Here is a 23,578-nt window from a genome sequence, read left to right on the forward strand (position 1 = left end):
AGTGGCTCAATGCTAGGCGTCACCCACCGATATCCCAAGCTTCTTAGTCCAGCTTTCCCGGGCAGCGGGGGACGTTAATTCTTGTGGGTCCACCCAATCCGATGCCGCGCCTGCGTGGCCTCGTGCCGCGCATCCTCCTCGCTGTGCAGGTATCCGCTGGTCGTCGAGATCGACGCATGCCCAAAATTGTCCCTGACGTAGCGCAAATCCACCTGCCGGTCCGTCATGTGCGAGCCGGCGGTGTGGCGCAGCCAGTGGGCCGAGGCGCTGGCCAGGACATCGGCCTGCGCCGCCCATTCGGGCCCGCGCGCGCGCAGGCGCGCGGCCGCCAGGCCGAACACTTCCTTCAGGATCAAGTGCAGCGCGCCGCGTGACAGGCCTTGGTCACGGTTGTCGCGGCCCTCGCGTCCGATCACCGGCAGCAGCAGCGGGCGCGTCTCGCCGGGGTGCGGGGTGGGCCCCAGCCCGTGGGCGCGGCGGTAGCGTGCCAGTTCGGCAATCAGTTCGTCGGTGGCTGGCACCAGCCGGGTCTTGTTGCCCTTGCCGGTGACCTCGAGCCACCAGCGCTCGACGCCCTGGGCATCGCGCCGGCAGAAGAACGCCCCCATGGCCGTGCCGGTGACTTCCGCCGCGCGCAAGCCGCCCAGATAGAGCACGCTCAACAGCCAGCGGCAGCGCGCCGCATGCAGCCGCTCGCGCGCGGTGGCGGTGTCGGTCGTCCCCGGCATCGCCGCGACGGCGTCCTTGACGGCGTCCCACAACTCGTGGCTCAGGTAGCGCGTGATGCGGGGCTGCGTCGGCGCGCGCCGGTGGCGCGCGAGAGCCAGCGGATTGCCGGCCAGGTAGCCGGCCTCGGTCAGCCAGGCAAAGCAGGCGTTCAGGATCACCAGCGCGTGGCGCACGCTCGCCGGCGACAGCGGCCCGGCAAACGGGCGCCAGTCCGGGTGGGCGCGGCCGAGCTTCTTGCTGCCGGCGAGCACCCAGCGCGCCGCGGGCTGCGGGTCGGCCAGGAAGCGTTCATAGACCAGCAGGTCCTCGTGCGTCAGCGACGACAGCGGCTTGCCGAGCTGCAGCACGGTCCACAGCAGCAGCCGCTCGACCTCGCGGCGGTAGGCGGTGAGGGTCGCCGCGCTGTCGGCATAGCGCGCGAGCCAGGCGGTGACGGCGGCCAGGTCGTCGGCCGCGGCAATGCGCGTGGCCGTGGCGGGCGCGCGGTTGCTACCGGCGGCGCCGGAGACCGCGGGCGGCAGGTGCAGGCGCTCCAACGGCGTGGGCAGCACGGCGAGCAGGCCAGACGCGGGCGGGGAGGGAGGCGGGGGCGCGGGGAGGTCCAAGCTCGGGGCAGTGGCTGGGTGGAGTGAGGACCTTATTATAGACATAAGCACACTTATGTCTAAAGGTTGGCGCTTGGAGTTTGCTTTTTAACGTATTACGTCGTAATATTGATCGATCCCGCGACACTTTACCCCCGATGACCATCGCCGATCTGGACTTGACCGATGCCGCGCCCGACTTCGAGCGGTCCGCCGCCTTGGCCGACGACATCGCCGAACTGCGCGGCCGTTTCCCCGAAACCCGCGCGCTGTACCGCGAGGTCTGCGGCCTGCTGTTCTTCCGCTACGGCATCACGCCCACCGCCAACAAGCTCTATCAGCTGGTGCGCAAGGGCAGCATGGGCACGCCCGCCGAGGTGCTGCAGGCGTTCTGGCAGGAGTTGCGCGGGCGCACCCGCGTCACCATCGACCACCCGGACTTGCCGGAGGCCTTGAAGGACATTGCGGCCGGGGCGGTGCAGACCATCTGGCAGGCGGCCAACGAGGCCGCCACCGGCGAGCTGGCCGCGCTGCGCGCCGAGGCGCGCGCGGCTGCCAGCGCGGCCGAGGCCGAGCGCGATGCCGCGCACGCCGAGACCGCGCTCGCGCGCGAGGAAGCCGCGGCGCTGGTCGCCCAGCTGGACACCGCGCGGCAAACCATCGAGGCGGGCGACACGGCGTTGGCCGCCGAGCGCCAGGCCCACGCGGCCACGCAGGCGCGGCTCGAGGCCAGCCGAACGGAACTCGAGGGCGCGCGCCGGCAGCTGGACGCATTGCGGACGCAATTCTCGACGGAGCTGGAGCGCGCCCGCGAGCAGGTGGCCATTGCCCAGGAGCGGGCCGAGGCCAGCGAGCGCCGCGCCTTGCGCGAACTGGACGCGGAGCGCACCGCGCGCCAGCAGAGCGAACGCGCGGCCGAAGCGTTGCGCGGCGAACTGGCGGCGGCGCGCGCCGCGGCGCGCGACGCGGCGGTGGCGCAGGCCGAGGCCCGCGCTCGGCTCGAGACCCAGGTCGCGGCGCTCACCGAGCAGCTCACCACGCGGCGCGCGGCCGCCGACGCCGCCGCGCGGAAAGCGGCCGACGACCGGGACGCGGTGCAGGCGGCACTGGCCGCGGCGCAGCGCCGGGCCGAGCGCGCCGAAGCCGAATCGGCGCTGGCGCGCCAGCTGCTGGCAGAATTACGGCTGGCGCCGCGCGAGCGGGGGGAGGGGGCTAGCGCCGAGCGACGGCGGCGCAAGGCCGGCGGCCCGGCCCCTTCCGCCAGCGACACACCAAGCGACACACCAAGCGAACCGCCAGCCGAAGTCCAGGGGGCGAGCGCCCCGCGCCCGGAAGAGGGCGGCGACAGCAGCGATCGCAGCGATAGCAGCGACAACGAACACGATGACAGCAAAGACTGAGCGGGCGGCGGCGATCCGCTGGATCCAGGCCGAGATGGCCGACTACGGGCTGACCATGGAGGAATTGGCCGCGGCGGGGTGCTTCGATCCGCCGCCCCCGCCGCCCCCACCCGAGCCTCCGCCTCCGCCCCCACCCGCGCCGCCGGTGGTCTGCTACCGCAACGCCGCGGGGCAGAGCTGGGACGGGCAGGGCGAGATGCCCGACTGGCTGCGGCGGGCGGTCAATGCGGGGCAGAGCAAGGAGTTTTACCGGGTGGGATAGGTCCACCGATGCATGCAGCCCGCTGTCCCATGGCGGAGGTGACGAGGTGCCAAGCGGTTGCGCGAGAGCCGGACCGGTGCAAAGGAAGCGATCCACCGCGCGACCCCGGCCGTCGGCTCCATCAGGAGCGCGGCTTCCCGGGACTGCGCCTTTCGCATCGGCGAGAATGCGTCAGGAAGGCTGGGCGCAGGCGAGATGCGAACGACACGCAAGAGACCAGGTCTCACCGTCTATGGGATTAGGAAGCGTCTGCACGGGCAGTGGCTTCAATGAAGGAGAACAAATTGGCCCCAGAGCAAGAGGTTGAACCCCGTGTCGCGAGCAATGCGACGAACGGATTGGGTCAGATGGAGCTTCCCATCGCTGAGGCGATGCGCGACGCGGATCCCGCCATGGGTGAAGCCAGTGGTGCAGGCGTCGGTAGTGGCAGCGTTGACACTCAGGCCCAACGCTTGGACTTCTGGTCGACAAGCCGGGATAGCGGCCCGACGGCGACCGTGTCCTATCGGCGCCGGCGGTCTTACGCCCCCCCGGACGCTTCAACGGAAGACGTGGCACCGGAAGCATCGAGGGAAGCCGCCGCCTCGGCAGCGTTGACTGAATCCGACGCCCCGGAAGCGCCCATGGAAGCCATGCCCTCGGAAGCGACCACGGAAGCCGTGGCCGAAGCTCCGGTTGAAGTCCTGGCCACGGACGATCCGATGGAAGCTGCCGCCCAGGACGAACTGACCGAAACGGCCGCCCCGGTAGCACCGCTTGACGCCCCAGCTCCGGAAGCTGCGCCGGAAGAGACACGGGCCCCGAAGCGCGATCGGAAGCCGAAAGCGCTCACCGAAACTGCCGCTCCGGCAGAGACGCGGGCCCCGAAGCGCGGTCGGAAGCCGAAAGCGCTCACCGAAACTGCCGCTCCGGCAGCTGCGCCGGAAGAGACACGGGCCCCGAAGCGCGGTCGGAAGCCGAAAACCCTAGCCGAAGTTGCCGCCCCAGAAGTCACGACTCAAGAGACCCCAACCCGGAAGCGCGGGCCGAAGCAGATAACCCTGCCTGGCGTGGAGGCTGCCCCGGAAGCACCGACTCAGAAGACGCCAACCCGGAAGCCGCGACAGGAGCAAAAAACGCCTACCGCAACCCAAAGCCCGTCCCCATCCTCACTGCTCGCTCAACTGGCATCTGTCAATGCGCAACTTGAGCAGTTGCGAGCCACGGAAGTGCCAAAGGTCGTGGAGGAGATTCGGCAGTGGATGCAGGAGTACGACCTCAGCATTGAGGACATTGCGGGCAAGCCCAGTGTTGCGCCCGCTGCCCGCGCTGTTCCGACCAAGACGAAGGCCGCGCAGCCTCCGAGGTACCGCAACCCCAAGACGGGCCAGACCTGGTCGGGGCGCGGTAGGGCTCCCGCGTGGATTGGCAAAAAGCCCGAGCGTTTCCTAATCGATCTCTTGTACTGAATGACAGGTTGGCGGGCGCGGCCGGTCCGCCGCCGCCCCCCGCTCGTTGCCCGGCTCTTCCCCTTGGGCTCTAAGGGACCACAATCAGGACGAAGGCAACGACAGCAGTGGCGGCAGCGATGACAGCAAAAACTGAGCGGACGGCGGCGATCCGCTGGATCCAGGAGCAGATGGCCGACTATGGGCTGATGATGGGGGAGCTCGATGCGTCGGGGGTGCTTCGAGCCGCCGCCCCACCCGCACCATCGCCGGTGGTCTGCTACCGCAACGCCGCGGGGCAGAGTTGGGACGGGCAGGGCGAGATGCCCGACTGGCTGCGGCGGGCGGTCAATGCGGGGCAGACCGTGGAGTTTTACCGGGTCGGGTCCTTGTAGAGCAATGCTCGATCACGACGGCAAATGGTAGCCTGCTCGAGGGTGGCAGGGATACGCCCTTATGCTCTCGCAGTGCAGGACGATGGAGGCGTGCGAGCCACCGTCACCGAAATAGCCCAGCTCGAGAGAGACGGGCCTTGATGCGGGCTCGTCGGCTGCAGCGCACGATGGCTGCCGTCGTCAACAGTTCGGCATAAACTATGCAGTTCGTTATTGGCAGTCTTCCTCTGTGAGTGACCTCCGATCATGGCCAAACTGGGTATCAAGGACGCCTTCGCCAAGTACGGGGCTACGCTGCGCAACGTCCAATGGTCTGTTTCATCATGGACGGCGAACGGGGCGCTGGTCGTCAGTCTTTGGGATCATCACCGGCAGCCAGGAATGCCCGGGACATTGGAGTTTGCTGACAAGGCCAGTCGCTGGCATGGCCCTGGGAACAGGGAGTTCCGTGAAAACGTGGCAAAGGCCTTTGACTTGTCCTCCGAGGTGCGGCTAGTGATTGTCCGTACAGCAGATACGGAGCGTGTAGAAGCAGGGGGGAGTGCCAGCAGCATTCCAAAGGAATTTTTCGTTCGCGATGATCTCATTGGGCAGGTGGTCGAATGGAACGGAGATAACTACAGGTTCCGCTTCATCCGTGAATAGTTTCGCCTCCGTTACGCTTAAGATATTTGGAAATCCTGGGCGATCCCTTCCGCATCAGTTTGACCGGATTTTCGATCATTACGAGTATCTGCCAATGGCAACTCGAACCATCATCATCGCAGGCGCCACCGGCTTGGTTGGCAGAGAGATTCTTAATGGCTTGTTGGCCGACGTAACGGTGGCTAAGGTACACAGCCTCGTCCGCAGGACACCTGGGATTCAACATGCCAAACTGACAGCCCATGTCGTCGACTTTGCCGCCCTACCTTCCCTGCCGGCCGCAGACGAGTTGTACCTTGCACTTGGGACAACAATCAAAGTCGCCGGCAGCCAAGCTGCGTTCCGGGCCATCGACTACGATGCCAATCTGGCGGTGGCGAAGGCGGCATTGATCTCTGGCGTCCGGAAGTTAGGCTTGGTGAGCGCGATGGGAGCCGACTCCAACTCGAAAGTGTTCTATAGCCGCGTGAAGGGGAGTCTCGAGAATGCGTTGACGCAAATGCCATTCGAAGGACTAGTCATTGTGCGTCCATCTCTCCTTGTTGGAGATCGGGAGGCTGTGGGACAGCCGAACCGGCGGGGCGAGCAGCTTGGATTTGCGTTCAGCAAAGCTGTCGGCTTCCTAATTCCCTCGAACTACAAGCCAATCGAGGCTACTGACGTTGCGAAAGCTTTGCTGATTGAGGTGCCTCGAGCTACAGGCAAGAGGGTTATGCTGTCCGGGGCAATGCGCACCACTAAGTGATTTGCCGCATTGAGTCCGGTGGGCTAATCGCTCGAATCGCACAGAATGTAGCGGTGGCGACCCGGAAAGCTGCTTCCAGCAAGGGGGGATGGTGCTTTTGGCGCTGATTGATACGGCAGCGCCGGATCCAGCGTGCGGATCATCGGATGGCCCGCGACGCGGGGTGGCGCCGAACTGGCGCACAGGCGTGGCGGAAGGACACGCTGCGACGATGGCCGTCGTCGTCGGACGCACGCTCGGCTGAGGGTCGGATCACCGGCCCGCCTCCATCCTGCGCGCGCATGCTGGCCACGGCCTGCTCCAACCGCGCGCGCCGGGGCACAGCCTCGGGTTGAACTGACGGTCTCCGGTCGGACACCAACAGACGGTCGCGTTCGACTGACCCCCGCGTTTGGTTCAGGGCCGGTGTGCGAGAATACGCTGCGGCCAAAAGCGGAACTCGCTCCAGTCGCGACAACACAACGCGGAGACGAGATTGGCCAAGAATCTACTGGTCGGCCTGGCAACGATAGTACTGGCAACCTCGGCGTTTGCCGGCGAGCGCTACATAGAAGTCTGGAACCCGCCGGAGGCGCGCAGTTCTGCCGCGAAACACCCGAAGCCATCGGCACATAAACCGAAGAAAAGTCGTGTGGGTGCTCCTGCAATCAGCCGGGCGCGTCGCGTAGCGGCGGTATCCACGTTACGGCCTGCCACAACGGCAAGGCCGGGCCGATCGACATTCAACGATCTTCCGCGGCAGATGACGCCAGATGGCAACGTGCTTCGTGTGGCAGGCGGCCCGTCTCGAATTGACGTTGAGCGCTGATGCCGTCCAAGCGCGACAAGGGGTGATTGAGGGGTGACCGGGATACGCCCTTATGCTCTGCAGGCTTAAGGGCGTATCTTGGTCAGGGGCCACTACGGGCTGACCATGGAGGAGCTGGCAGCGGCAGGGTGCTTCGATCCGCCGCCCCCTCCACCACCGCCCCCGCCGCCCCCACAAGCGCCGCCGCCGGAGGTCTGCTACCGCAACGCCGCGGGACAGCGCTGGGACGGGACCGGCGAGATGCCCGACTGGCTGCAGCGGGCGGTCAATGCGGGGCAAAGTAAGGAGTTTTACCGGGTCGGATAGCGGCCGGTTATCCGCGCGTCAAACCGAGGTGCCTCCGGATTCCCCTTATCTTGGTCGAGGGCCTGAACGGCAGAGCCTTGCTGTGGCTCCCTGGTGGGTCACTGCTATTCTTCGCACGAAAGGTACGCCAGAAAGGACAACCATGGATCGGGAACCTAAATTGCAGGGCCCCAAGCGGCAGCACTACCTTCCCCGCATGTACCTGAATGGGTTCACAACTGGAGGTGGAGTAGCCGTTTTTGATCGCCAAACTGGCGAGATGAGGCGCCAGACCGTGGGCAACACGGGCCTAGAAACGCATATCTACACGTTCGAAGATGACCAGGGCCGCCGACGCTACGAAATCGAGGAACTCCTATCGCAAGTTGAATCTGGATTGGCAGACGCGATACCACGATTCGAATCCGCAAAGGGCTACACAGCTACCGATATCGAATACCTGATCAGCTTCATCGCGTTCGCGGAATTGCGAACGCCTGGAGCGATGGCTGATGCGAAGTTGGTGAAAGCTGGCTTTGTCGACAGCGTAGCGAAGGTCGCCGTGGGGTCGGTCGATCGCGCGATGAAAATCCTCGGCGCCATGTACCGAGACAAAGGTGTGCACCGCACCAAAGAGGAACTCAAAGCGGAGGCAGAGGGCATAGTGCAGTTTGTCCGTGGTGGCCAGTACGACATCGAAGTCGACCCTCAAGCGGCACTCATGGACAACTTGCGCCTGTGGAAGGCAGTGGTCGATTCGCTGGTGGACAGGGATCTGCAGATCATCAGGCCAACGGATCCTCAGTCGCGATACGTGACCTGCGATTCGCCCGTGGTATTGGAGTCCCGCTTCAGGAAAGACACCGTTGGTTTCGGTCGGACGAGGCGATGATCCTTTTTCCGCTCACGGCAACGTGCCTGATTTCTCTAACCGGCAATAGAAGACGCCGAGGCACCGGATCGGCGCGGCCCGAGCAGGTCGAGCGGGTGAACGAATTGCTTGCTCTAACCGCAGACCGGTACATCATCGCCGGCAATGACGAGATACTGGGACGTCTGGCGGAGCGGCTCCAATTGGCAAAAACGAAGCGGGGGCCAAAATATGTCACCGGCCGGTTCCCAACTGGCGACGGTGCAATTGCCTTCGTCCGACGCGTGCTGCCCCACCGGACGCCTCCTCTGAGCATCAATTCGGCCGATCCGGATAGGGACGCCTAGCGGGGGTGATCGAATGGAAGGGACTTCCCCGTCCCGAGGTTGCGGCGGAAGCCGCCAGTTGGCACCGACGTGCCATGATGGCGTGTCGAAGCTGCATCACAACCAACGAAGGGGGAAGTCCATGGCTATCGTTACCGTTGGAATTGATCTCGCCAAGAATGTGTTTGCCATTCATGGCGTCGACGAGGCCGGCAAGGCAGTGCTGGTCAAGCCGAAGGTCTCACGCGATCAGTTGGTGCTACTGATTGCGCAGTTGCCGCCTTGCCTGATAGGGGTCGCTTCAGAAAACGGAAAATATTGCACGCTAAGACCAAGCAGGGGCGCGGCCGCTGTAGTGCTCAGTTGGACTGGCGCGGAGGTAATCCCGACACGCGGCAGATCACAACATGGCCGTTGCCGACCCAACAGAGCCATTCGACGAAGGGCCGAGTCGTGCCGATAAGCGGCGTTCTGACGCAGAATGCGAGGACCGCTGCGGGCCCTTCATGCGCTGTTTCATGGCGTTTCAGTTCAGAGCTGCATTGCCTCGGTATGCCCACGCAGACTGGCTGATGGGCGGCAACCTCGCCGTTGCAAAAGGCCCACTACTACGAGATGGCAAGACAATCTCTGCTGGAAGGGTTGTGTCACGCTCGAAGCCGGCAGTTTGGGGGTCCGTCGAAGCCCGGCTGGCCTTCTCAAGGCCGGATCCCTTTTCATGGCTCTGGACAGGTAGGTACCAGGATCGTCAACTCGCTGGTGAGCCGGGCAGTCGCTCCCAATGATGTGCTTGCCGCTGGTCGGCACGCCGATTTCGCGCTGGCGATGTCTCAGCGCTGCATACGCATCTGGTCGTCATGGCCGCTGCCATACGACATCAGGCCTTTGCCGTCAGTCTATCCACGCCACGCCGACTTGCTTTCGATTCCATCCTTTTCTTTGCCCATCGCAATCAACCCTCTGCCACAGTCCGTCGAGCTTTGCTGGATTTCGACAATATCGCGACAACCGACTCACGGGCCTGATTGGCTACAGAATCCCCGGCGGAGGTCACCGGCGCTGGAAGCCTCGCGCTATTCGCGGGCCTACACTACACTGAAAACCGCTATCGCGAACTGCTTCTGGCAGGACATGAAAACGCCGCGGTCAACTGGCATGTCCATGGCGATGCCGGTAAGTCCGCGCCGCGAGATATCAGGCATTTAACACGATAAAGTTTGGGGCCCCCCCTTGTCATCCTCCAACAAGCTAACGACCTGGACAATTTTGGCTCCGCTGGCCGGTTGGATTATTCTGATCGCGGGAATGCTCTTCGCGCAGGGCTGGCTGCAGTGGTTGGCCGCGCTTGCCCTGGCCGGCTCCGTATTCGCGGCAGTTCACCACGCAGAGATGGTTGCCCACAAGGTGGGCGAGCCGTTCGGCACGCTGGTGCTTGCCGTATCGATTACCGTCATCGAGGTAGCGTTGATCGTTTCAATGATGGTGTCGGCCGGACCTGAGAAGGCCGCACTGGCACGCGACACGGTATTCGCCGCGGTCATGCTGGTGTGCAATGGCATTGTGGGCCTGTGCCTGTTCATGGGCGCGCTGCGACACCGCGAGCAGGTCTTTCAGGCACCGGGCGCAAACGTTGCCCTGGCGGTGCTGGCAGCACTTGCCGTGCTGACCATGGTGCTTCCGAATTACACCTCCGCCACTCCGGGACCCGAGTTTTCCCGCTCGCAACTGGCATTCGCCGGCGTGAGCTCACTGGTCTTGTACTGCAGCTTCATTTTCGTGCAGACAATACGTCACAGGGATTACTTCCTGATCGAGGGCAGTTCGGATGAAAGCGAGCACGCGCCGCCGCCGACTTCGGCTGTTGCACTGATCAGTGCCCTGATGCTGGTTGTTTGCCTCGTGGCAGTGGTGGGACTGGCCAAGCAGTTGTCGCCAGCCGTGGAGGCTGGGGTGGAACTGATGGGTGCGCCGGAGGCTATGGTCGGCATCGTGATCGCTGCGCTGGTGCTCTTGCCGGAAGGGTTGGCTGCCTTGCGCTCGGCAATGGCCAATCGTCTGCAGACCAGCCTGAATCTGGCGCTGGGCTCGGTTCTGGCCTGCATTGGTCTCACCATACCCAGTGTCGCGGCAGTATCGGCTGCAATCGATCGCCCGCTGGCACTCGGGCTTGAGCCGAAGGAAACCGTGCTGCTGGCACTGACGATAGTGGTCAGCACGCTCACTCTGGGCATGGGTCGGACCAATATCCTTCAAGGTATTGTGCACATGATCGTGCTGGCAGCTTATCTTTTTCTGGCCTTCGCACCCTAAGGCATGTCCGTGGCCTGGCAAAACGCGGGATTGGACGATTCAGGAAGGCGCGCGGGCTACGCCTTTGGCGGCGGCGGGAATGCCCATATCCAATATCCTCCCGCGCGAATGCGGCATGGTACTTAGTTGCCCGGTACTTTGCGTGAGAGCCAACGACCGTCGCTTTGCTTGCAGAACCAGCCGGTCCAGTTCCCGCTCTTTTGGGCGCGCTGCAACCGGACGTTCAGTTGGCGGCAGGACTGTCCCTGATCGGTCGTTGATTTAAGGGGCGTAAGTTTCCCCTTGATCTCCTTGCGCGAGCCGGTTGCAGGGTAGTTCCATGGGACGGCCGTGCGGTCTGCCCCGTCATCCAGTACCTTGTTGACGGCCTGCAGGAGTTCGTCCTTCTCGGTCTTGTTCATGCTTCCGATCACGGTTCCACTCAGGGGATGGTCAAAGTAGGCATCCACGGATGTGGCCATACCGCCCAGGGTTGCGCACAGAGCAAGCGCTGCCAGCAAATTTCTCGTGGCCATATCTAAATCCTTTGCCAACAGTCCTGTGAACGCATAGAGAGTTGCCCAACGGGGAACACGACTCGGTCGAAATTTTTCGCGCCGATTCGGAGTGCCCCTGCCGCCGTGGATTTGACGAGTCACTGCATCCTTATGTGACTTCCCATCAGCGATCCGAAAACGTTTGGGTAGGGCTTTGCCAATGTCAGCATAGGCCATGTAATCCCGAAAGTACTGCGCTCTGCGCTTGTCAACCAAATGGAACACACTCGAATGTGTGGAATGGATCGGTGTGCGGTGTGGGATCCACCGCAAAGTGCCTCGTTGCGTACAACGCTCGCGGAACGCCTCACGATGTGGCTTAGGGTCTCGACCTGTTGAGATCGGAGTTGAGGATAGGAGCGCGTGCGGATCAAGGCGCTGGGCCGGGAAGTCCGGGGGCCTGTGCGACCCGTCGCCTTAAACTCTCCAGTTCCTCCCACAAGGCACATGCCAGCCGGTTTTGTTCAAGTGCAATGGCGCCCAATACGTCGGGATCGGCAGGAAGATCCGAGGCGGACAAGGCGACAGGCATGCCGACAGAGTGTTCGCCTGTCGCAGTGCCCTGCACCGCGGATGACGGCTCGGTGCCCGTATTACCGGAAACCATCAAGTGGCGGCTTTTGCTGCGCCACCGGGACACACTGCATCCGAACCGGCGCCCGAACCAGCGTGAGAAAGCGCTCAAGGATGAGAACCCCGCCAACGTCGCGACTTCCGACACGGGCCGATTGGTACTGGACAGGTATCCCTTGATCATTTCCTCCCGAACGTCGTCGACTATCGACAGATAGCTTTCGCCGTGTTGCGCGAGGCGGCTGGATACGGTCCTGCGAGAGACGCCCAGATGCTGCGCTACGCGATCCAGGGAGCAGGTGCCGGAAGGAAGCAGCGTGATGACGAGCTTTCGTACCTGCTCGGACATGGACGCATTGGACTGCGCCAGCAGCGTATCGAGGTGCCGGCGTACCTGCTGTGCCATTACCGGGTCGTAAGCCGGGATCGCGACCTCCAGATCGGACGCCCGGCAAACCAGGCCATCGAAATCCTGCTTGAACAGAACCGAGGCGCCGAACACCCTCTCGTACATGGCAACGCTTGAGGGAGCCGCATGCGTAAAGCAGATGGCTCTTGGCCGCCAGGTGGCACCAAGAATGGTTGTCAGCGTCCGATGCAGCACCCCCAGCACCAACTGCATCGCCTGTCGCACGGTGCCGGCAAAGCCATCCAGTACATCCTCCCGGATGAGAACGATGCCCTCGCTCTCCTCGATCCGCATGTGAAGCGCTTCGTTCTGCAACCGGAGATAACGGGCGACGGAGTCGAGTGCCTTGCGCAGCGTGGGCTGCTCCTGCATCACAAAGGCGAGGGGCCCAAGGTTGGACAGCTCGCGGCTCTGCGCCATGCGCAGGCCGAAGTCCGCGATTCCCGCAGCCTCGGCCGATTCCTCCAGCAGGCGCGCCACCGCCTCGGCCGGAATCATGACATCCGAGGCCAGTGCGGACGGATCGATCCTGTTGTCCCTGAGGAAGCGGTACGGATCAATACCGACGGACCTCGCCACCTTCAGGTAGTCGGTCAGGGCAGTGCTGCGAACGAGGTAAGCCATTTTTGCGTTTCTCCCACGTTGCCCGATATGTAAATAAAAACGCCCGGTATGTCAAATCAACCCATCGGCGGTCTCCGATACTTGGACCCAAGGCGCCATGACGCGGCGCCAGTTCAAAACTGTCAGGAGGCAAACGATGAGCGACAAGGCCGTGGCTACCCCCATTTGCGACCAATTGCGCAAGACGGGCAACTGGAACGCGGCATGGGATCCGATCGCGGAAGTGGATCCCGTCTGGACCGAAAAATTCATGGCCATGGGCGCACACACGATGACGTCGGGCGTACTGGAGCCAAAGGTGCTCGAGTTCCTCGCTATCGCGGTGGACGCGTCATGCACCCACATGTACGCGCCGGGCACGCGCCGCCACATCCGCAAGGCGCTTGAGCTCGGGGCCACGCGGGAAGAGATCGCCGCCGTTCTGCAGGCCGTCAGTGTGCTGGGCATTCACTCCAGCAGCCTGGGCGCGCCGATTCTCCTGGAAGAGCTGGCCGCCATGGCGCAACAAAAGCCCGAAGCCGAGCGCGCCGCTGCCTGATCAACCTTTCTCCCAATCACTCATTCAAGGTACTTGACCATGCAATTCCTAGACGACTCCCTGTTGCCCGAGAACCAGGAAAAGCTCGTAATCCAGGTGGCGCCGTACGGTCCGCAATGGATCCCCGGCGACTCGGACGATATCCCGGTCACGATGGACGAGCAGGTCCAGAAGGCTGTGGACTGCTACAACGCCGGCGCCACCGTGCTGCACGTCCATGTGCGCGAGGTGGACGGCAAGGGCAGCAAGCGGCTGTCGAAATTCAATGAATTGCTCGCTCTCCTGCGCGAGGCCGTTCCCAAGATGGTATTGCAGGTCGGTGGTTCGATTTCATTCGCACCCGAAGATGAGGGCCAAGCCGCCAAGTGGCTGAATGACGACACGCGTCATATGTTGGCTGAACTGGACCCCCGTCCAGACCAGGTGACGGTGGCAATCAATACCAGCCAGATGAATGTGATGGAGTTGATGACCGAAGCGGACATCGCCGGCACCTCGCTCCTGAATCCCGCGCTGCAGGCGGCCTATCGCGACATGATCTCGCCGTCCAACCCCTCATGGCATGTCGAGCACCTCAAGCGGCTGGTCGAAAACGGCATTCAACCGCAGTTCATGCTAGGCAACGTGACGCAACTGGAAACACTCGAGCGCCTGATCCGCAAGGGCCTCTACACCGGACCACTGAATCTGAACTACGTGGCGATCGGTGGCGGTGCGGCCGGGTTGCATCCGGCCGACATGCTCGAGTTCGCGCGTCGTACCCCGGATGGCGCTGTCCTCACCATCGAAACCCTGAACCGCAATGTGGTGCCGATGAACACGATGGCAATCGCGCTTGGCCTGCATGTGCGTGTCGGCATCGAAGACACGCTGTTCGGCCCTGACGGCAAGCGCGCGACCTCGGTCCAGCAGATCGAGCAAATGGTACGCATTGCCCGCGAACTGAACCGCGACATTGCTACCGGAGAGGATGCGCGCCGCATCTACCAAATCGGTACCCAGTGGAAATCCGCGGAAGAGACGCTGAACGCCTTGGGCATGGTCCCCAACCGTGCGCCGGCGCAGCGCGGTGTGCCCTTGCGCAAGGCGGCCTGACACGTGTGTCCCCGGACGGCGCGCGGCAGCGTCCCGCATGCCGTCCGCCTGTGACGACAGTTCCTAGAAGTGGAGACATCCAATGCTGTGGAAGAAAAGCCCTTCAGCCGTTCTGGCGACCCTGTTGACCATCCACCTGCTTGCGCACATCGATCGCAACATGTTGCTGGGATTCTCGCCCCAGATCATCAAGGACCTGGCGATCAACAACGCGCAATATGGCTTCCTGGTCGGCGCGGTGTGGGTGCTGAGCTTCGGTGGCATGGCGATGATCATGGGAACGCTTGCGGATCGCTTCAGCCGTACGCGGATCATCGCGGCCGGCGTGCTGATCTGGAGCGGCTGCACCTGGGCTTCCGGGCATGCACAGAGCTTCGAGCAAATGGCCATTGCACGCTTCTTCGTTGCTAGCGGCGAAGCGGCGCTCGTGCCAGCCGCGGTGAGCCTGCTTGCCGAGCTTTTCCCGGAGAAGCGGCGTGGCACGGCGATGGGCCTGTTCTTCATGGGCATTCCTCTCGGTATCGGTTGCAGCTTCCTGCTGGCCGGCACGCTTGGTGCCACCCACGGCTGGCGCGACACCTTTTACATTCTGGGCATGATTGGCGTCGCCATCGCCGTACCGCTGGCATGGCTCAAGGAAGATCGCGGCCAGGTCGCGCCTCAGGAACGTGGGGCCCCCGCCATGCAACAGGTCCGGGCCGTCCTCCAGCTGATCTGGGGGCACCGTGCACTTCGCTTCACCATCGTTGGCTTCGTGCTGACTCACGTCGCGTTCGCCAGCCTCTCCTTCATGCAACTGTGGTTGGTGAATGAGCGCGGCATGGACGCCAACGGCATCGCCACCCGCATCGGTGCGCTGCAACTGGTATTCGGCACACTCGGCGCGGTGGCGGGTGGCGTGCTCAGTGACCGCGTGGCGCACAGGTTCCGTGGCGGACACGCAAGCTTTATCGCGCTGCTAGTCGTCGTCAGCGCGCCGTTCGTTATCGCCTGTCGTCTCGCCCCAGCAGGCTCCGCCCTGTTCTATATCGGCATGTGCGTTGCGTTCTTCCTGCCGCTGGCAATTTATGGGCCGGCCAATGCGGCCATCGCAAGCATGACTCCGCAGAATATGCGTTCGACGATCTCCGGCTTCACGATGCTGTGCATCAATGTCTTCGCGCTTGCGACTGGCACCGTGGTCGTTGGTGCTGCAACAGACTACCTCATCGCCAACGGCGTGACGGTGCCGCTGACACGGGTGCTGCTGACCACTGACGCGCTGGCCATCTCTTCGGCACTGTTCTTCGCACTGGCTGCGCGCGTGTCGTGCAAGCAGCCGGCTGTCAACTTGCCATTCCTGCAAACGACGAAGTAAGGAATCATGATGCAACACCAAAGACAACCTCTTGCAGGCCGTGTGGCCCTGGTTACCGGCGCCGGTCGGGGGATGGGCGGCGCTATCGCGCTTGACCTCGCCACGGCAGGCGCCCACCTCGTGATCTGTGATATCGACTTGCCTGCACTCGAGCAGACGCACGCGGCAGTGGAAGCTGCCGGTGCGCAATGTCTGTCGCTGCGCTGCGACGTGTCATCGCCTGTGGAGGTCGACAGCATGTTCGGCGCCATCGTCGAGCGATTCGGCACATTGCACATCCTGGTGAATAACGCTGCGCTGGTGCCCAACCGGCCGGTTGACACCGAGCGTCGCAACAAGCACTACGCCTATATCACTTCGCCGGTGCCGCGCCAGTCGCTGGGATTCACAAGCACCATGAGCGACGAGGAATGGCATCGCTACTGGGATGTCAATGTGCACGGCCTGTTCTATTGCACTCGCGCAGCGCTCAGACTGATGGAGGCGCAGCGTGACGGCAAGATCATCAACATTGCTTCGATCGCCGGCCTCTCGGCGATGAGCGCGCATAGCCCGCATTACGGTGCCACCAAAGGCGCTGTCATCGCCTTCACCAAGTCGGTCGCCGCCGAAGTGGCCGGCGCCAATATATTTGTCAATGCCATGGCGCCAGGTGGTGTGGCAACTCCTGACTTCACGGAGTATTTCGAACGAGCTGGTGAGGAGAAGCGCAACCAGTTCTGGCAGATGGTCCCCGCCGGACGCCTTGGCACGATGCAGGAATACGCATCGACGGTGACCTATCTGGCCGGCGACCATTACCTGGTAGGCCAGGTGGTCAGCCCTAATGGTGGCGTCGTGATCTGACGAAGCGCACCAGATGCCGGAGCCGGTGGCAAGAGAATGCCACCGGCGTGCCTCCAATATCCACGCATACAGGTTTGTTGAGCTATGAACGGTTTGATGATGCACAAGCAGATGTTGATTTCCTCACTGATCGTCCACGCCGATCGTCACCACGGCGATACGGAGATCGTGTCGCGGCGGGTGGAGGGCGATCTGCACCGCTATACCTTCCGCGACTGTCACCGTCGTGCGCGCCAGTTGGCCAATGCTCTCGCCAACCTCGACGTCAAGCCTTCCGACCGAGTGGGCACGCTGGCATGGAACGGCTATCGACATATGGAGTTGTACTACGGTGTTTCTGGCATGGGCGCGGTGATGCACACCATCAACCCTCGCTTGCACGAGGACCAGGTCGTATACATTGCCGATCACGCCGAAGACAAATACATCTTCTTCGATCTGACCTTCCTGCCGCTGGTCCAGGCAATCGCCGCGCGCTGCACGACGGTCAAGGCCTTTGTGGCCATGACGGACCGGGCGCACATGCCGGAGGATTGCGGCATTGCGAACCTGCTGTGCTATGAGGATCTGCTCGAGGATAGCTCGCCGGACTACGAATGGCCGAGCCTGGACGAGGATAGTGCCAGCACCCTTTGCTACACGTCGGGAACAACCGGCAACCCGAAAGGCGTTCTGTATAGTCATCGCTCGACACTTCTGCATACTTTTGCAGCGGCGCTTCCCGATGCGCTGAATTGCTCGTCGCGCGACACGATTCTGCCCGTGGTGCCGATGTTCCATGTGAATGCCTGGGGCATACCGTATATCGCTTGCATGGTGGGCGCCAAATTGGTGTTTCCTGGTCCTGCTCTGGACGGTAAATCCCTTTACGAATTGTTTGAGGCTGAACAAGTCACCCTCTCCGCCGGAGTTCCGACGGTCTGGCAAGGCCTGCTAGGCTACGTCGAGCAGAATGGACTTGCGTTCTCGAACATGAAGCGCACCGTGATTGGAGGTGCGGCTTGCTCGCCAAGCATGCTGCGCACGTTCCAGGAGGACCACGGCGTTCAAGTGCTGCATGCTTGGGGGATGACGGAGCTGAGCCCGCTTGGTACGGTTGGCACGTTGAAGTCCAGGCACTCGACAATGTCCGCCATCGACCGCCATGCAGTGCAATGCAAGCAGGGGCGTGCCGTGTTTGGTGTAGACATGAAGATCGTTGACCAGGACGGGGCGGAACTGCCATGGAACGGCCAGACCTCAGGCGAGCTGCTGGTGCGCGGCCCGTGGGTGGTACGAAACTACTTTAGAAGTGAAGACGGGAACCCGCTGAGGATCGACGGCGGAGCGCATGGCTGGTTCCCGACGGGAGATGTCGCCACCATCGATGCAGATGGATTCATGCAGATCACCGACAGAAGCAAGGACGTAATCAAGTCGGGAGGTGAATGGATCGGTTCCATTGAACTCGAAAACATCGCAATGGCGCATCCAGCGGTGTCGCAAGCGGCGTGCATTGGCGCGAAGCATGCCAAGTGGGATGAGCGTCCCTTGCTCATCGTTGTTCGAAAGCCGGAGGCGGATTTGACGGGTGAGCAGATGCGTATGTTCTACGAGGGCAAGGTTGCAAAGTGGTGGATCCCGGACGACGTGGTCTTCGTCGATGCCGTCCCTTTGGGCGCGACTGGAAAGATCCTGAAAAACCGCCTGCGAGAGCAGTTCGGTGATCACTTGTTAGGCGGCGCTCATTGATCCAGCGATACAACTCCATGCTGATTTCCGAGTCGGGCTGCCACCTCGATGACCGGGTGCCCGCGCTCAATCACCCGACGCGCTGCTCGAAGTTTGCTATCAATCGCAAGATTGAACAGAGCCAAATCGCGGATGCTTGCTGCCACCTGCAGCCTCGTTCGAATAGCCCAGATTTCAGCAAGCCTTCAATGGTGGTTTTTGTCCGGTCAGCTTGCCTTTGTTCCAATGCACGCGGGAGGACAGGGAGCTCATTACGGGTTTCCATGACGATCTCCGTCCGGTTGGAGGAAGATCCAGCGTGCGCCTTTGCCAGCGGGCGGTGACCGACCCACATGCGACAGTCGTCCTTCCGCAAGGCGGTCATTCATTCGACGCTGGGTCCCCTACGAACAAACAGGCGTGTGCTTAGCTACGCCGGTTCGCCGAAGCGCAGGAGATTGCCATCCAGATCGCGGATTGTGAACTCGCGCCGCCCCCAGGGCTGCACGGCAAGCGCCTCGGTGATCGGTACGTTCTTGCGCTGGTACTCGTCATAAAGTACGTCCAATCGCGGCGCGACGGTGATGTATAGCGCGCCGGAAGGCGCAGCCGACGCCAGGACTCGCTGCGTCAGTTGCAGCCTCAGCCCTTGAGTGGACCACTCGCCCCGGAACAATCCAGCATGCGAAACTGGGTCGCCAAACACGTAGTCCACCGTAAAGCCTAATTGCTCGCGGTAGAACTGCACGGCGGTGCCGACATCAGCCACGCCCAGTATCGGCTCAACCCCATAAAACACCGGCCAGCTGTCCATGGGCAAAGTCGCTCGATCGTCCGACTGCGTATCGCTTCTTGACCACTGCACACGCGTGACGCCATACACCGCCGTTTCTCGCGATTGTCCCTCTCGCGGGTAGATCTGGCGAAAGGCGCCGCGTCGAGCGAACCCAAGCGATTCCGCCATCCTCTGGGACGCCGTGTTCGCCTCATGAATCCAAAGCTCGACACGGTCGAGATTCAATTGCTGAAAGCCGAAGTCCAATGCCACCCGAGCGGCCTCTGCCGCGTATCCCTGCGACCGATGGCGGGAATGGATCGCATAACCGAAACCTGGGATTGTGCCAAAGCCGAGAAAACCCAAGAACCCTATCGTCTCCTGCTTCGCGGCGGTGCGCACGGACCACCAACGGGCGCGAGGCGGACGCAACATGGCCTCAATGGCCGACCTGGTATCTTCCAGCGTCTGGTGCCGGCACGTGTGCCAATACGGCATCGCGTCGGGATCATGGAACAGGTCGAACAATGCCGGCGCATCGTCCGGACACAACGCATGCAACTGCAGTCTTTCGGTTCGCAGGAACTCCGGCAGCGTCGTCATTCAGCGACATCCCGTAATCGTCCAGACAATCGGCTCGGACGCATGCGGTCGGCGATCGGTAATGTCCGCGCGGATCGCCGTGGCAGCCCCGAGATCGGCGGCCGTGAATACAAGTGGTATCTTCACCCGCTGTACCCAGGGCGCTGCGGCGGAGGCAGTACGCTTCCAGCTCAGATACACAAAACGCGACGCGGGCTTGCCGTGTACGAAGGGTCCGGCGAAATCGATGCTACCGACCCCCTTGTCGCGCACCTGAATCACACACTCGAATTCGAAGGAGCCGTCGCGCTTGCGTGTGCCGGCATGGACATTCTGGTCTTTGTCCTGAATACCGACGTTTGCCGGCTCCTCGATCGGCGGTAGAGTCTTGCATGTCAGGGTTACCAGGATGTCGCGGGGAAATTCGCTCATTCTTATCCTTGGGTCGAAGGAATGCAGGTCGAATTATTGACGATTTGAAGGGCCCCGTGGACCGACCGGTAGTGCCAGAACCGGCCGGAACGGACTCTGGCTTATTAGGACCCCCGATCTGGCGAATCTAACATCCGATTTCTACGCAAACCGTACCGGAAGTTCCTTCGGCTAGCTGTGCTCCGGGAGTGGGCGCAGCGGCCGGAAGCTCCCTTCCTGTAGTTTGTTGCTCTGGCGCCACACATAGTCGCCGGTCAGGTTGATGTGTTCCCATCCGAGCGGCGACAGATAAGAAAACATGGCCGGATCGATTGACATGCCGCGGCCCATCAATGCCTGCACAGCGCGTTCGAGATAGACGGTGTTCCACAGCACAATTGCCGCCGTGACCAGGTTCAACCCGCTGGCGCGATAGCGTTGCTGCTCGAAGCTGCGGTCGCGAATTTCGCCGAGACGGTAGAAAAAGACGGATCGCGCAAGAGCGTTGCGGGCCTCGCCCTTGTTGAGGCCCGCATGGGTGCGACGGCGCAATTGCAGATCTTGCAACCAGTCTAGAGTGAACAATGTCCGTTCGATGCCGCCGACCTCGCGAAGCGCGACCGCCAGGCCATTCTGTCGCGGGTAGCTGCCGAGCTTTCGTAGCATCAATGAGGCGGTAACGGTGCCCTGCCGGATCGACGTGGCCAGGCGCAGGATTTCATCCCAGTGTGACCGGATCAGTCTTTCCTTGTACGCGCTGCCGATCATCGGTGCCAAGGTTGGATAGTCGTCCGGGGTGCCAGGGATGTACAGTTTCGTGTCCGCGAGATCGCGAATCCGAGGCGCAAACCGGAACCCGAGTAGATTCATCAGGCCGAAGACATGGTCCGTAAAGCCATTTGTATCCGTGTAGTGCTCCTGGATTCGCAGATCCGACTCATGGTACAGCAGGCCATCGAGCACGTAGGTCGAGTCACGGATGCCGACGTTGACCAGCTTCGAGTGATATGGCGCGTACTGATCCGAGATGTGCGTGTAGATCATCCGGCCGGGATCAGAGCCGTACTTTGGATTGACGTGGCCAGTGCTTTCGGCTCGGCCGCCGGCCTTGAAGCGCTGGCCGTCCGATGACGACGTGGTGCCGTCGCCCCAATGGGCGGCGAACCCATGGGCGGACTGCGCATTGACCAGATCGGCAAGGCCTTGAGAGTAGGTTTCGTCCCGAATATGCCATGCCTGCAGCCACGACAGCTTGGCGTAGGTTGTGCCCGGGCAGGATTCCGCCATCTTGGTCAACCCGAGATTGATGGCATCGGCAAGAACTGTCGTGCGGCGACGGGCGCGGCAGCCAACCCGCCCTGCGACCGTGATCTCAATACTGCCACGCGTTCCATCGTGATGCCGAATCTGTCAAAAAAGGCTGCAGGCAAATCCTTTTCCACCTTCCAACCAATTTGCTCACTCAGCTTTGCAAGCACGAGATTTTGAGCCAAAAGCTCGAATAGCGCACGGTTGAGGCGTTGGCTAGTGATGATGCTCGAGAGCGATTGACCCTTTCGGAAAAGTTCAGCACGCACTTTCCTTTCGGGGATCCCAAGCTCCGCTGCTATGAAGCGAGCGCTCCAGTCGAGGGCAGGAGCCAAGAAAACGGCCCTGGATACGGCGTCCGCGAGACAAGTATCACGCGCCTGCGCGAGGCTGGATAGCACTGACTTGTGCGATTGTCCTTCTGTGTGTCCAATCGCGATCTTGATTCGGAGATTGCCAGGGGCACTGTTAGTGCCAAAAACTGATAGCGAGAACTCTTGAAACGGTGGGATGCAAAGAGTCACGCCGACTGACAGGCGCCGCCGAAAGTTTTTAAGGGTTATATCCTGCTCGCCTTGCAGCGCGCAGATTTCAACCGCAAAACAGGGAAGAATTCCGCGCAGGCGGACAGATTCTCTCGTTGCGATTTGAACATCCATGGTCAGTCAAATGCATGCTTTTCAGTGCTTGCGAGCGGCGCGAGGTTAGTCGCGCCGCGATCCACATCGTCAGATGCCTTCGATCTGGATCGCGATTGTGCCTCCAACCGAGCAGGGCTTAGCAAGCCCATTGTATCGGTTACTGAGTCATCTCGATCTTGCGTGTTTGCACCAGCTTACGCATGGCGTCAAGCTCGGATTTGAGCTGGGCAGAATACTCTGCAGGGCTGCTACCGACCGGGATGGCGCCTGCGCGTTCCAACTGCGCCCTTACTTCTGGTCGGGCGAGCACCTGTTTCAGTGCGGCGGAAACCTTCGCAATTACGGGGGCAGGTGTTTTCGCTGGCGCGATCAGACCATACCATGCTTGGTCGGCGAACCCCTTCAACCCCAGTTCATCGAACGTCGGAACGTTCGGATACTCGGGCAAACGCTTCGGAGCGATCACGCCAATGAGGCGCAACTTTCCCGCATCGATGAACGTTTTCGACGAAGCAAGTTGATCGACGAGAATGGGCACCTGACCGGCAATGACGTCACTGACAGCAGGGCCTGATCCACGGTAAGGCACGTGGACCAATTCGGTTCCCGACAGCGCCTGGAACGACTCGCCGAGCATGTGGTTGATCCCACCAAGACCGGACGATGCGTAGCTGTACTTGCCCGGATTTGCTTTCAGTACCGCAAGAAACTCTTTGGCGTTCTTTGCAGGGAACGAGGGATGGACGGCAATAATGTTCGGCGTTGCAGCGATATTCATGATCGGCACAAAGTCGGACGGACTGTATCCTGGCCTCGGCATCGTCGCCGGGATAATTACCATCGAACCAACTGTCGAGATCGCGAACGTGTAGCCATCGGCGGCTGCCCTGGCCACTTCTGCTGTTCCGACCGCGCCGCCGGCACCGCCTTTATTTTCGACAACGACGGGCTGGCCAAGCGCTTGGCCGAGCGGAGTCGCGATCGTCCGAGACACGATGTCCGCAGTGCCTCCCGGCGCATAGGGGTTGACGATACGAATCGGCCTGTCCGGGTACTGGGCAAAGACTGCGCCGGCGAGGCAAAAGCTCAAGAGGGCGACGGGGAGCGATTTTGCGAAATGCATGTTTGTCTCCATTTTTTAATATCTCGAGGCACGTGCTTCGATGGCACGGCTGCAGGTACATCTTGAGCCAGTCTTTCAAGCAACTTTCCAGGCGCGAAGGATCTCTGTCAGTTTCAATGTACCCGCCTATTCGATAGTGCAATAGTGATGATTAGACTGCTGCGAGTTCAGCGGGGCTGGACTCGGTGAGTGGGTCGCGGCCGAACTCGGGCATGATCTCGGTGGCGAAGCGGTGCAGCGTATGGCGCGAGCCGCCGAGGATG

Annotated in this window: 22 protein-coding genes and 3 pseudogenes; 16 read left to right on the top strand and 9 right to left on the bottom strand. The window is 62.0% G+C overall.

Going from position 1 to position 23,578, the window contains the following annotated elements; translation table 11 throughout:
• Positions 1–74: 74 nt before the first annotated feature.
• On the bottom strand, positions 75–1,280 hold the full coding sequence (locus J8I82_RS35585; RefSeq protein WP_284183252.1) for a tyrosine-type recombinase/integrase: 1,206 nt from the start codon (positions 1,278–1,280) through the stop codon (positions 75–77).
• 191 nt (positions 1,281–1,471) lie between these two features.
• On the opposite strand from J8I82_RS35585, the gene J8I82_RS35590 reads away from it, so the two are divergent.
• From J8I82_RS35590 to J8I82_RS35640, 11 genes and pseudogenes are all read left to right on the top strand, one after another.
• A complete protein-coding gene (locus tag J8I82_RS35590; RefSeq protein WP_209764845.1) occupies positions 1,472–2,713 on the top strand; it encodes a DNA-binding protein in 1,242 nt (413 codons plus the stop codon).
• Positions 2,697–2,975 (top strand): H-NS histone family protein, encoded by a 279-nt coding sequence (locus J8I82_RS35595; protein WP_245180532.1) that lies wholly within the window; start codon positions 2,697–2,699, stop codon positions 2,973–2,975. The genes J8I82_RS35590 and J8I82_RS35595 overlap by 17 nt, the downstream gene beginning before the upstream one ends.
• A gap of 269 nt (positions 2,976–3,244) precedes the next feature.
• Complete coding sequence (locus J8I82_RS35600) at positions 3,245–4,423, top strand: H-NS histone family protein (protein WP_209764848.1); 1,179 nt, start codon at positions 3,245–3,247, stop codon at positions 4,421–4,423.
• A 119-nt stretch (positions 4,424–4,542) separates the two neighbouring features.
• Positions 4,543–4,797 carry an H-NS histone family protein gene (locus J8I82_RS35605; protein WP_209764850.1) on the top strand — a complete coding sequence of 85 codons (255 nt, stop codon included), beginning with the start codon at positions 4,543–4,545 and terminating at the stop codon, positions 4,795–4,797.
• 246 nt (positions 4,798–5,043) lie between these two features.
• Complete coding sequence (locus J8I82_RS35610; RefSeq protein ID WP_209764852.1) at positions 5,044–5,442, top strand: hypothetical protein; 399 nt, start codon at positions 5,044–5,046, stop codon at positions 5,440–5,442.
• A 94-nt stretch (positions 5,443–5,536) separates the two neighbouring features.
• Positions 5,537–6,187, top strand: coding sequence for a Rossmann-fold NAD(P)-binding domain-containing protein (locus J8I82_RS35615; protein WP_209764854.1), 651 nt, complete (start codon positions 5,537–5,539; stop codon positions 6,185–6,187).
• 883 nt (positions 6,188–7,070) lie between these two features.
• The gene (locus tag J8I82_RS35620) at positions 7,071–7,301 is read left to right on the top strand and encodes an H-NS family nucleoid-associated regulatory protein (protein WP_209764905.1); all 231 of its coding nucleotides are present in this window, start codon (positions 7,071–7,073) and stop codon (positions 7,299–7,301) included.
• 142 nt (positions 7,302–7,443) lie between these two features.
• Entirely contained in the window at positions 7,444–8,172 is a 729-nt protein-coding gene (locus J8I82_RS35625) for a DUF4238 domain-containing protein (RefSeq protein WP_209764856.1), read from the top strand.
• On the top strand, positions 8,169–8,498 hold the full coding sequence (locus J8I82_RS35630) for a hypothetical protein (protein WP_209764871.1): 330 nt from the start codon (positions 8,169–8,171) through the stop codon (positions 8,496–8,498). The genes J8I82_RS35625 and J8I82_RS35630 overlap by 4 nt, the downstream gene beginning before the upstream one ends.
• 121 nt (positions 8,499–8,619) lie before the next feature.
• A pseudogene (locus J8I82_RS35635) lies at positions 8,620–8,796 on the top strand (IS110 family transposase); the annotation flags it as partial.
• 911 nt (positions 8,797–9,707) lie between these two features.
• Positions 9,708–10,787: a calcium:cation antiporter gene (locus tag J8I82_RS35640; RefSeq protein WP_245180541.1), complete on the top strand. Its 1,080-nt coding sequence runs from the start codon at positions 9,708–9,710 to the stop codon at positions 10,785–10,787.
• A gap of 122 nt (positions 10,788–10,909) precedes the next feature.
• On the opposite strand, the gene J8I82_RS35645 is transcribed toward J8I82_RS35640, so the two are convergent.
• Both J8I82_RS35645 and J8I82_RS35650 read right to left on the bottom strand, forming a co-directional pair.
• Positions 10,910–11,302: an RT0821/Lpp0805 family surface protein gene (locus J8I82_RS35645; RefSeq protein WP_209764873.1), complete on the bottom strand. Its 393-nt coding sequence runs from the start codon at positions 11,300–11,302 to the stop codon at positions 10,910–10,912.
• A 391-nt stretch (positions 11,303–11,693) separates the two neighbouring features.
• Positions 11,694–12,929 carry an AraC family transcriptional regulator gene (locus J8I82_RS35650; protein WP_209764875.1) on the bottom strand — a complete coding sequence of 412 codons (1,236 nt, stop codon included), beginning with the start codon at positions 12,927–12,929 and terminating at the stop codon, positions 11,694–11,696.
• Positions 12,930–13,065: 136 nt separating this feature from the next.
• Here J8I82_RS35650 and J8I82_RS35655 point away from each other — a divergent pair, with 136 nt between their 5' ends.
• From J8I82_RS35655 to J8I82_RS35675, 5 genes are all read left to right on the top strand, one after another.
• Positions 13,066–13,467 carry a carboxymuconolactone decarboxylase family protein gene (locus J8I82_RS35655; RefSeq protein WP_209764877.1) on the top strand — a complete coding sequence of 134 codons (402 nt, stop codon included), beginning with the start codon at positions 13,066–13,068 and terminating at the stop codon, positions 13,465–13,467.
• A gap of 39 nt (positions 13,468–13,506) precedes the next feature.
• Positions 13,507–14,562 (top strand): beta-keto acid cleavage family enzyme, encoded by a 1,056-nt coding sequence (locus J8I82_RS35660; RefSeq protein WP_209764885.1) that lies wholly within the window; start codon positions 13,507–13,509, stop codon positions 14,560–14,562.
• Between the two features lie 82 nt (positions 14,563–14,644).
• Positions 14,645–15,919, top strand: a complete 1,275-nt coding sequence (locus tag J8I82_RS35665) for an MFS transporter (protein ID WP_209764887.1) — start codon at positions 14,645–14,647, stop codon at positions 15,917–15,919.
• 9 nt (positions 15,920–15,928) lie between these two features.
• Positions 15,929–16,765, top strand: a complete 837-nt coding sequence (locus J8I82_RS35670) for an SDR family NAD(P)-dependent oxidoreductase (protein WP_115688989.1) — start codon at positions 15,929–15,931, stop codon at positions 16,763–16,765.
• A gap of 84 nt (positions 16,766–16,849) precedes the next feature.
• Entirely contained in the window at positions 16,850–18,496 is a 1,647-nt protein-coding gene (locus J8I82_RS35675; RefSeq protein WP_209764889.1) for a 3-(methylthio)propionyl-CoA ligase, read from the top strand.
• A gap of 83 nt (positions 18,497–18,579) precedes the next feature.
• On the opposite strand, the pseudogene J8I82_RS35680 reads toward J8I82_RS35675, so the two are convergent.
• The 6 genes and pseudogenes from J8I82_RS35680 to J8I82_RS35705 all read right to left on the bottom strand — a co-directional run.
• Positions 18,580–18,748 (bottom strand): annotated as a pseudogene (locus J8I82_RS35680) (integrase); the annotation flags it as partial.
• A gap of 157 nt (positions 18,749–18,905) precedes the next feature.
• Positions 18,906–19,853: a GNAT family N-acetyltransferase gene (locus J8I82_RS35685; protein WP_209764891.1), complete on the bottom strand. Its 948-nt coding sequence runs from the start codon at positions 19,851–19,853 to the stop codon at positions 18,906–18,908.
• Positions 19,854–20,264: a DUF5990 family protein gene (locus tag J8I82_RS35690; protein ID WP_209764893.1), complete on the bottom strand. Its 411-nt coding sequence runs from the start codon at positions 20,262–20,264 to the stop codon at positions 19,854–19,856. It abuts the gene before it with no gap.
• Between the two features lie 171 nt (positions 20,265–20,435).
• A pseudogene (locus J8I82_RS35695) lies at positions 20,436–21,572 on the bottom strand (Tn3 family transposase); the annotation flags it as partial.
• A complete protein-coding gene (locus J8I82_RS35700; RefSeq protein WP_209764896.1) occupies positions 21,536–22,210 on the bottom strand; it encodes a helix-turn-helix transcriptional regulator in 675 nt (224 codons plus the stop codon). The gene J8I82_RS35700 and the pseudogene J8I82_RS35695, both read right to left, overlap by 37 nt.
• Positions 22,211–22,349: 139 nt before the next feature.
• Positions 22,350–23,315, bottom strand: coding sequence for a Bug family tripartite tricarboxylate transporter substrate binding protein (locus tag J8I82_RS35705; protein ID WP_209764898.1), 966 nt, complete (start codon positions 23,313–23,315; stop codon positions 22,350–22,352).
• Positions 23,316–23,578: the final 263 nt, after the last annotated feature.

Source organism: Cupriavidus consociatus, assembly GCF_017814975.1.
In the GTDB taxonomy this organism is placed as follows: Bacteria; Pseudomonadota; Gammaproteobacteria; order Burkholderiales; family Burkholderiaceae; genus Cupriavidus; species Cupriavidus consociatus.

Coding starts and splice junctions, on each gene's coding strand:
- J8I82_RS35590 (WP_209764845.1), top strand. CDS start 1,472: ATGACCATCGCCGATCTGGACTTGACCGATGCCGCGCCCGACTTCGAG.
- J8I82_RS35595 (WP_245180532.1), top strand. CDS start 2,697: ATGACAGCAAAGACTGAGCGGGCGGCGGCGATCCGCTGGATCCAGGCC.
- J8I82_RS35600 (WP_209764848.1), top strand. CDS start 3,245: ATGAAGGAGAACAAATTGGCCCCAGAGCAAGAGGTTGAACCCCGTGTC.
- J8I82_RS35605 (WP_209764850.1), top strand. CDS start 4,543: ATGACAGCAAAAACTGAGCGGACGGCGGCGATCCGCTGGATCCAGGAG.
- J8I82_RS35610 (WP_209764852.1), top strand. CDS start 5,044: ATGGCCAAACTGGGTATCAAGGACGCCTTCGCCAAGTACGGGGCTACG.
- J8I82_RS35615 (WP_209764854.1), top strand. CDS start 5,537: ATGGCAACTCGAACCATCATCATCGCAGGCGCCACCGGCTTGGTTGGC.
- J8I82_RS35625 (WP_209764856.1), top strand. CDS start 7,444: ATGGATCGGGAACCTAAATTGCAGGGCCCCAAGCGGCAGCACTACCTT.
- J8I82_RS35630 (WP_209764871.1), top strand. CDS start 8,169: ATGATCCTTTTTCCGCTCACGGCAACGTGCCTGATTTCTCTAACCGGC.
- J8I82_RS35645 (WP_209764873.1), bottom strand. CDS start 11,302: ATGGCCACGAGAAATTTGCTGGCAGCGCTTGCTCTGTGCGCAACCCTG.
- J8I82_RS35650 (WP_209764875.1), bottom strand. CDS start 12,929: ATGGCTTACCTCGTTCGCAGCACTGCCCTGACCGACTACCTGAAGGTG.
- J8I82_RS35655 (WP_209764877.1), top strand. CDS start 13,066: ATGAGCGACAAGGCCGTGGCTACCCCCATTTGCGACCAATTGCGCAAG.
- J8I82_RS35660 (WP_209764885.1), top strand. CDS start 13,507: ATGCAATTCCTAGACGACTCCCTGTTGCCCGAGAACCAGGAAAAGCTC.
- J8I82_RS35665 (WP_209764887.1), top strand. CDS start 14,645: ATGCTGTGGAAGAAAAGCCCTTCAGCCGTTCTGGCGACCCTGTTGACC.
- J8I82_RS35670 (WP_115688989.1), top strand. CDS start 15,929: ATGCAACACCAAAGACAACCTCTTGCAGGCCGTGTGGCCCTGGTTACC.
- J8I82_RS35675 (WP_209764889.1), top strand. CDS start 16,850: ATGAACGGTTTGATGATGCACAAGCAGATGTTGATTTCCTCACTGATC.
- J8I82_RS35685 (WP_209764891.1), bottom strand. CDS start 19,853: ATGACGACGCTGCCGGAGTTCCTGCGAACCGAAAGACTGCAGTTGCAT.
- J8I82_RS35690 (WP_209764893.1), bottom strand. CDS start 20,264: ATGAGCGAATTTCCCCGCGACATCCTGGTAACCCTGACATGCAAGACT.
- J8I82_RS35700 (WP_209764896.1), bottom strand. CDS start 22,210: ATGGATGTTCAAATCGCAACGAGAGAATCTGTCCGCCTGCGCGGAATT.
- J8I82_RS35705 (WP_209764898.1), bottom strand. CDS start 23,315: ATGCATTTCGCAAAATCGCTCCCCGTCGCCCTCTTGAGCTTTTGCCTC.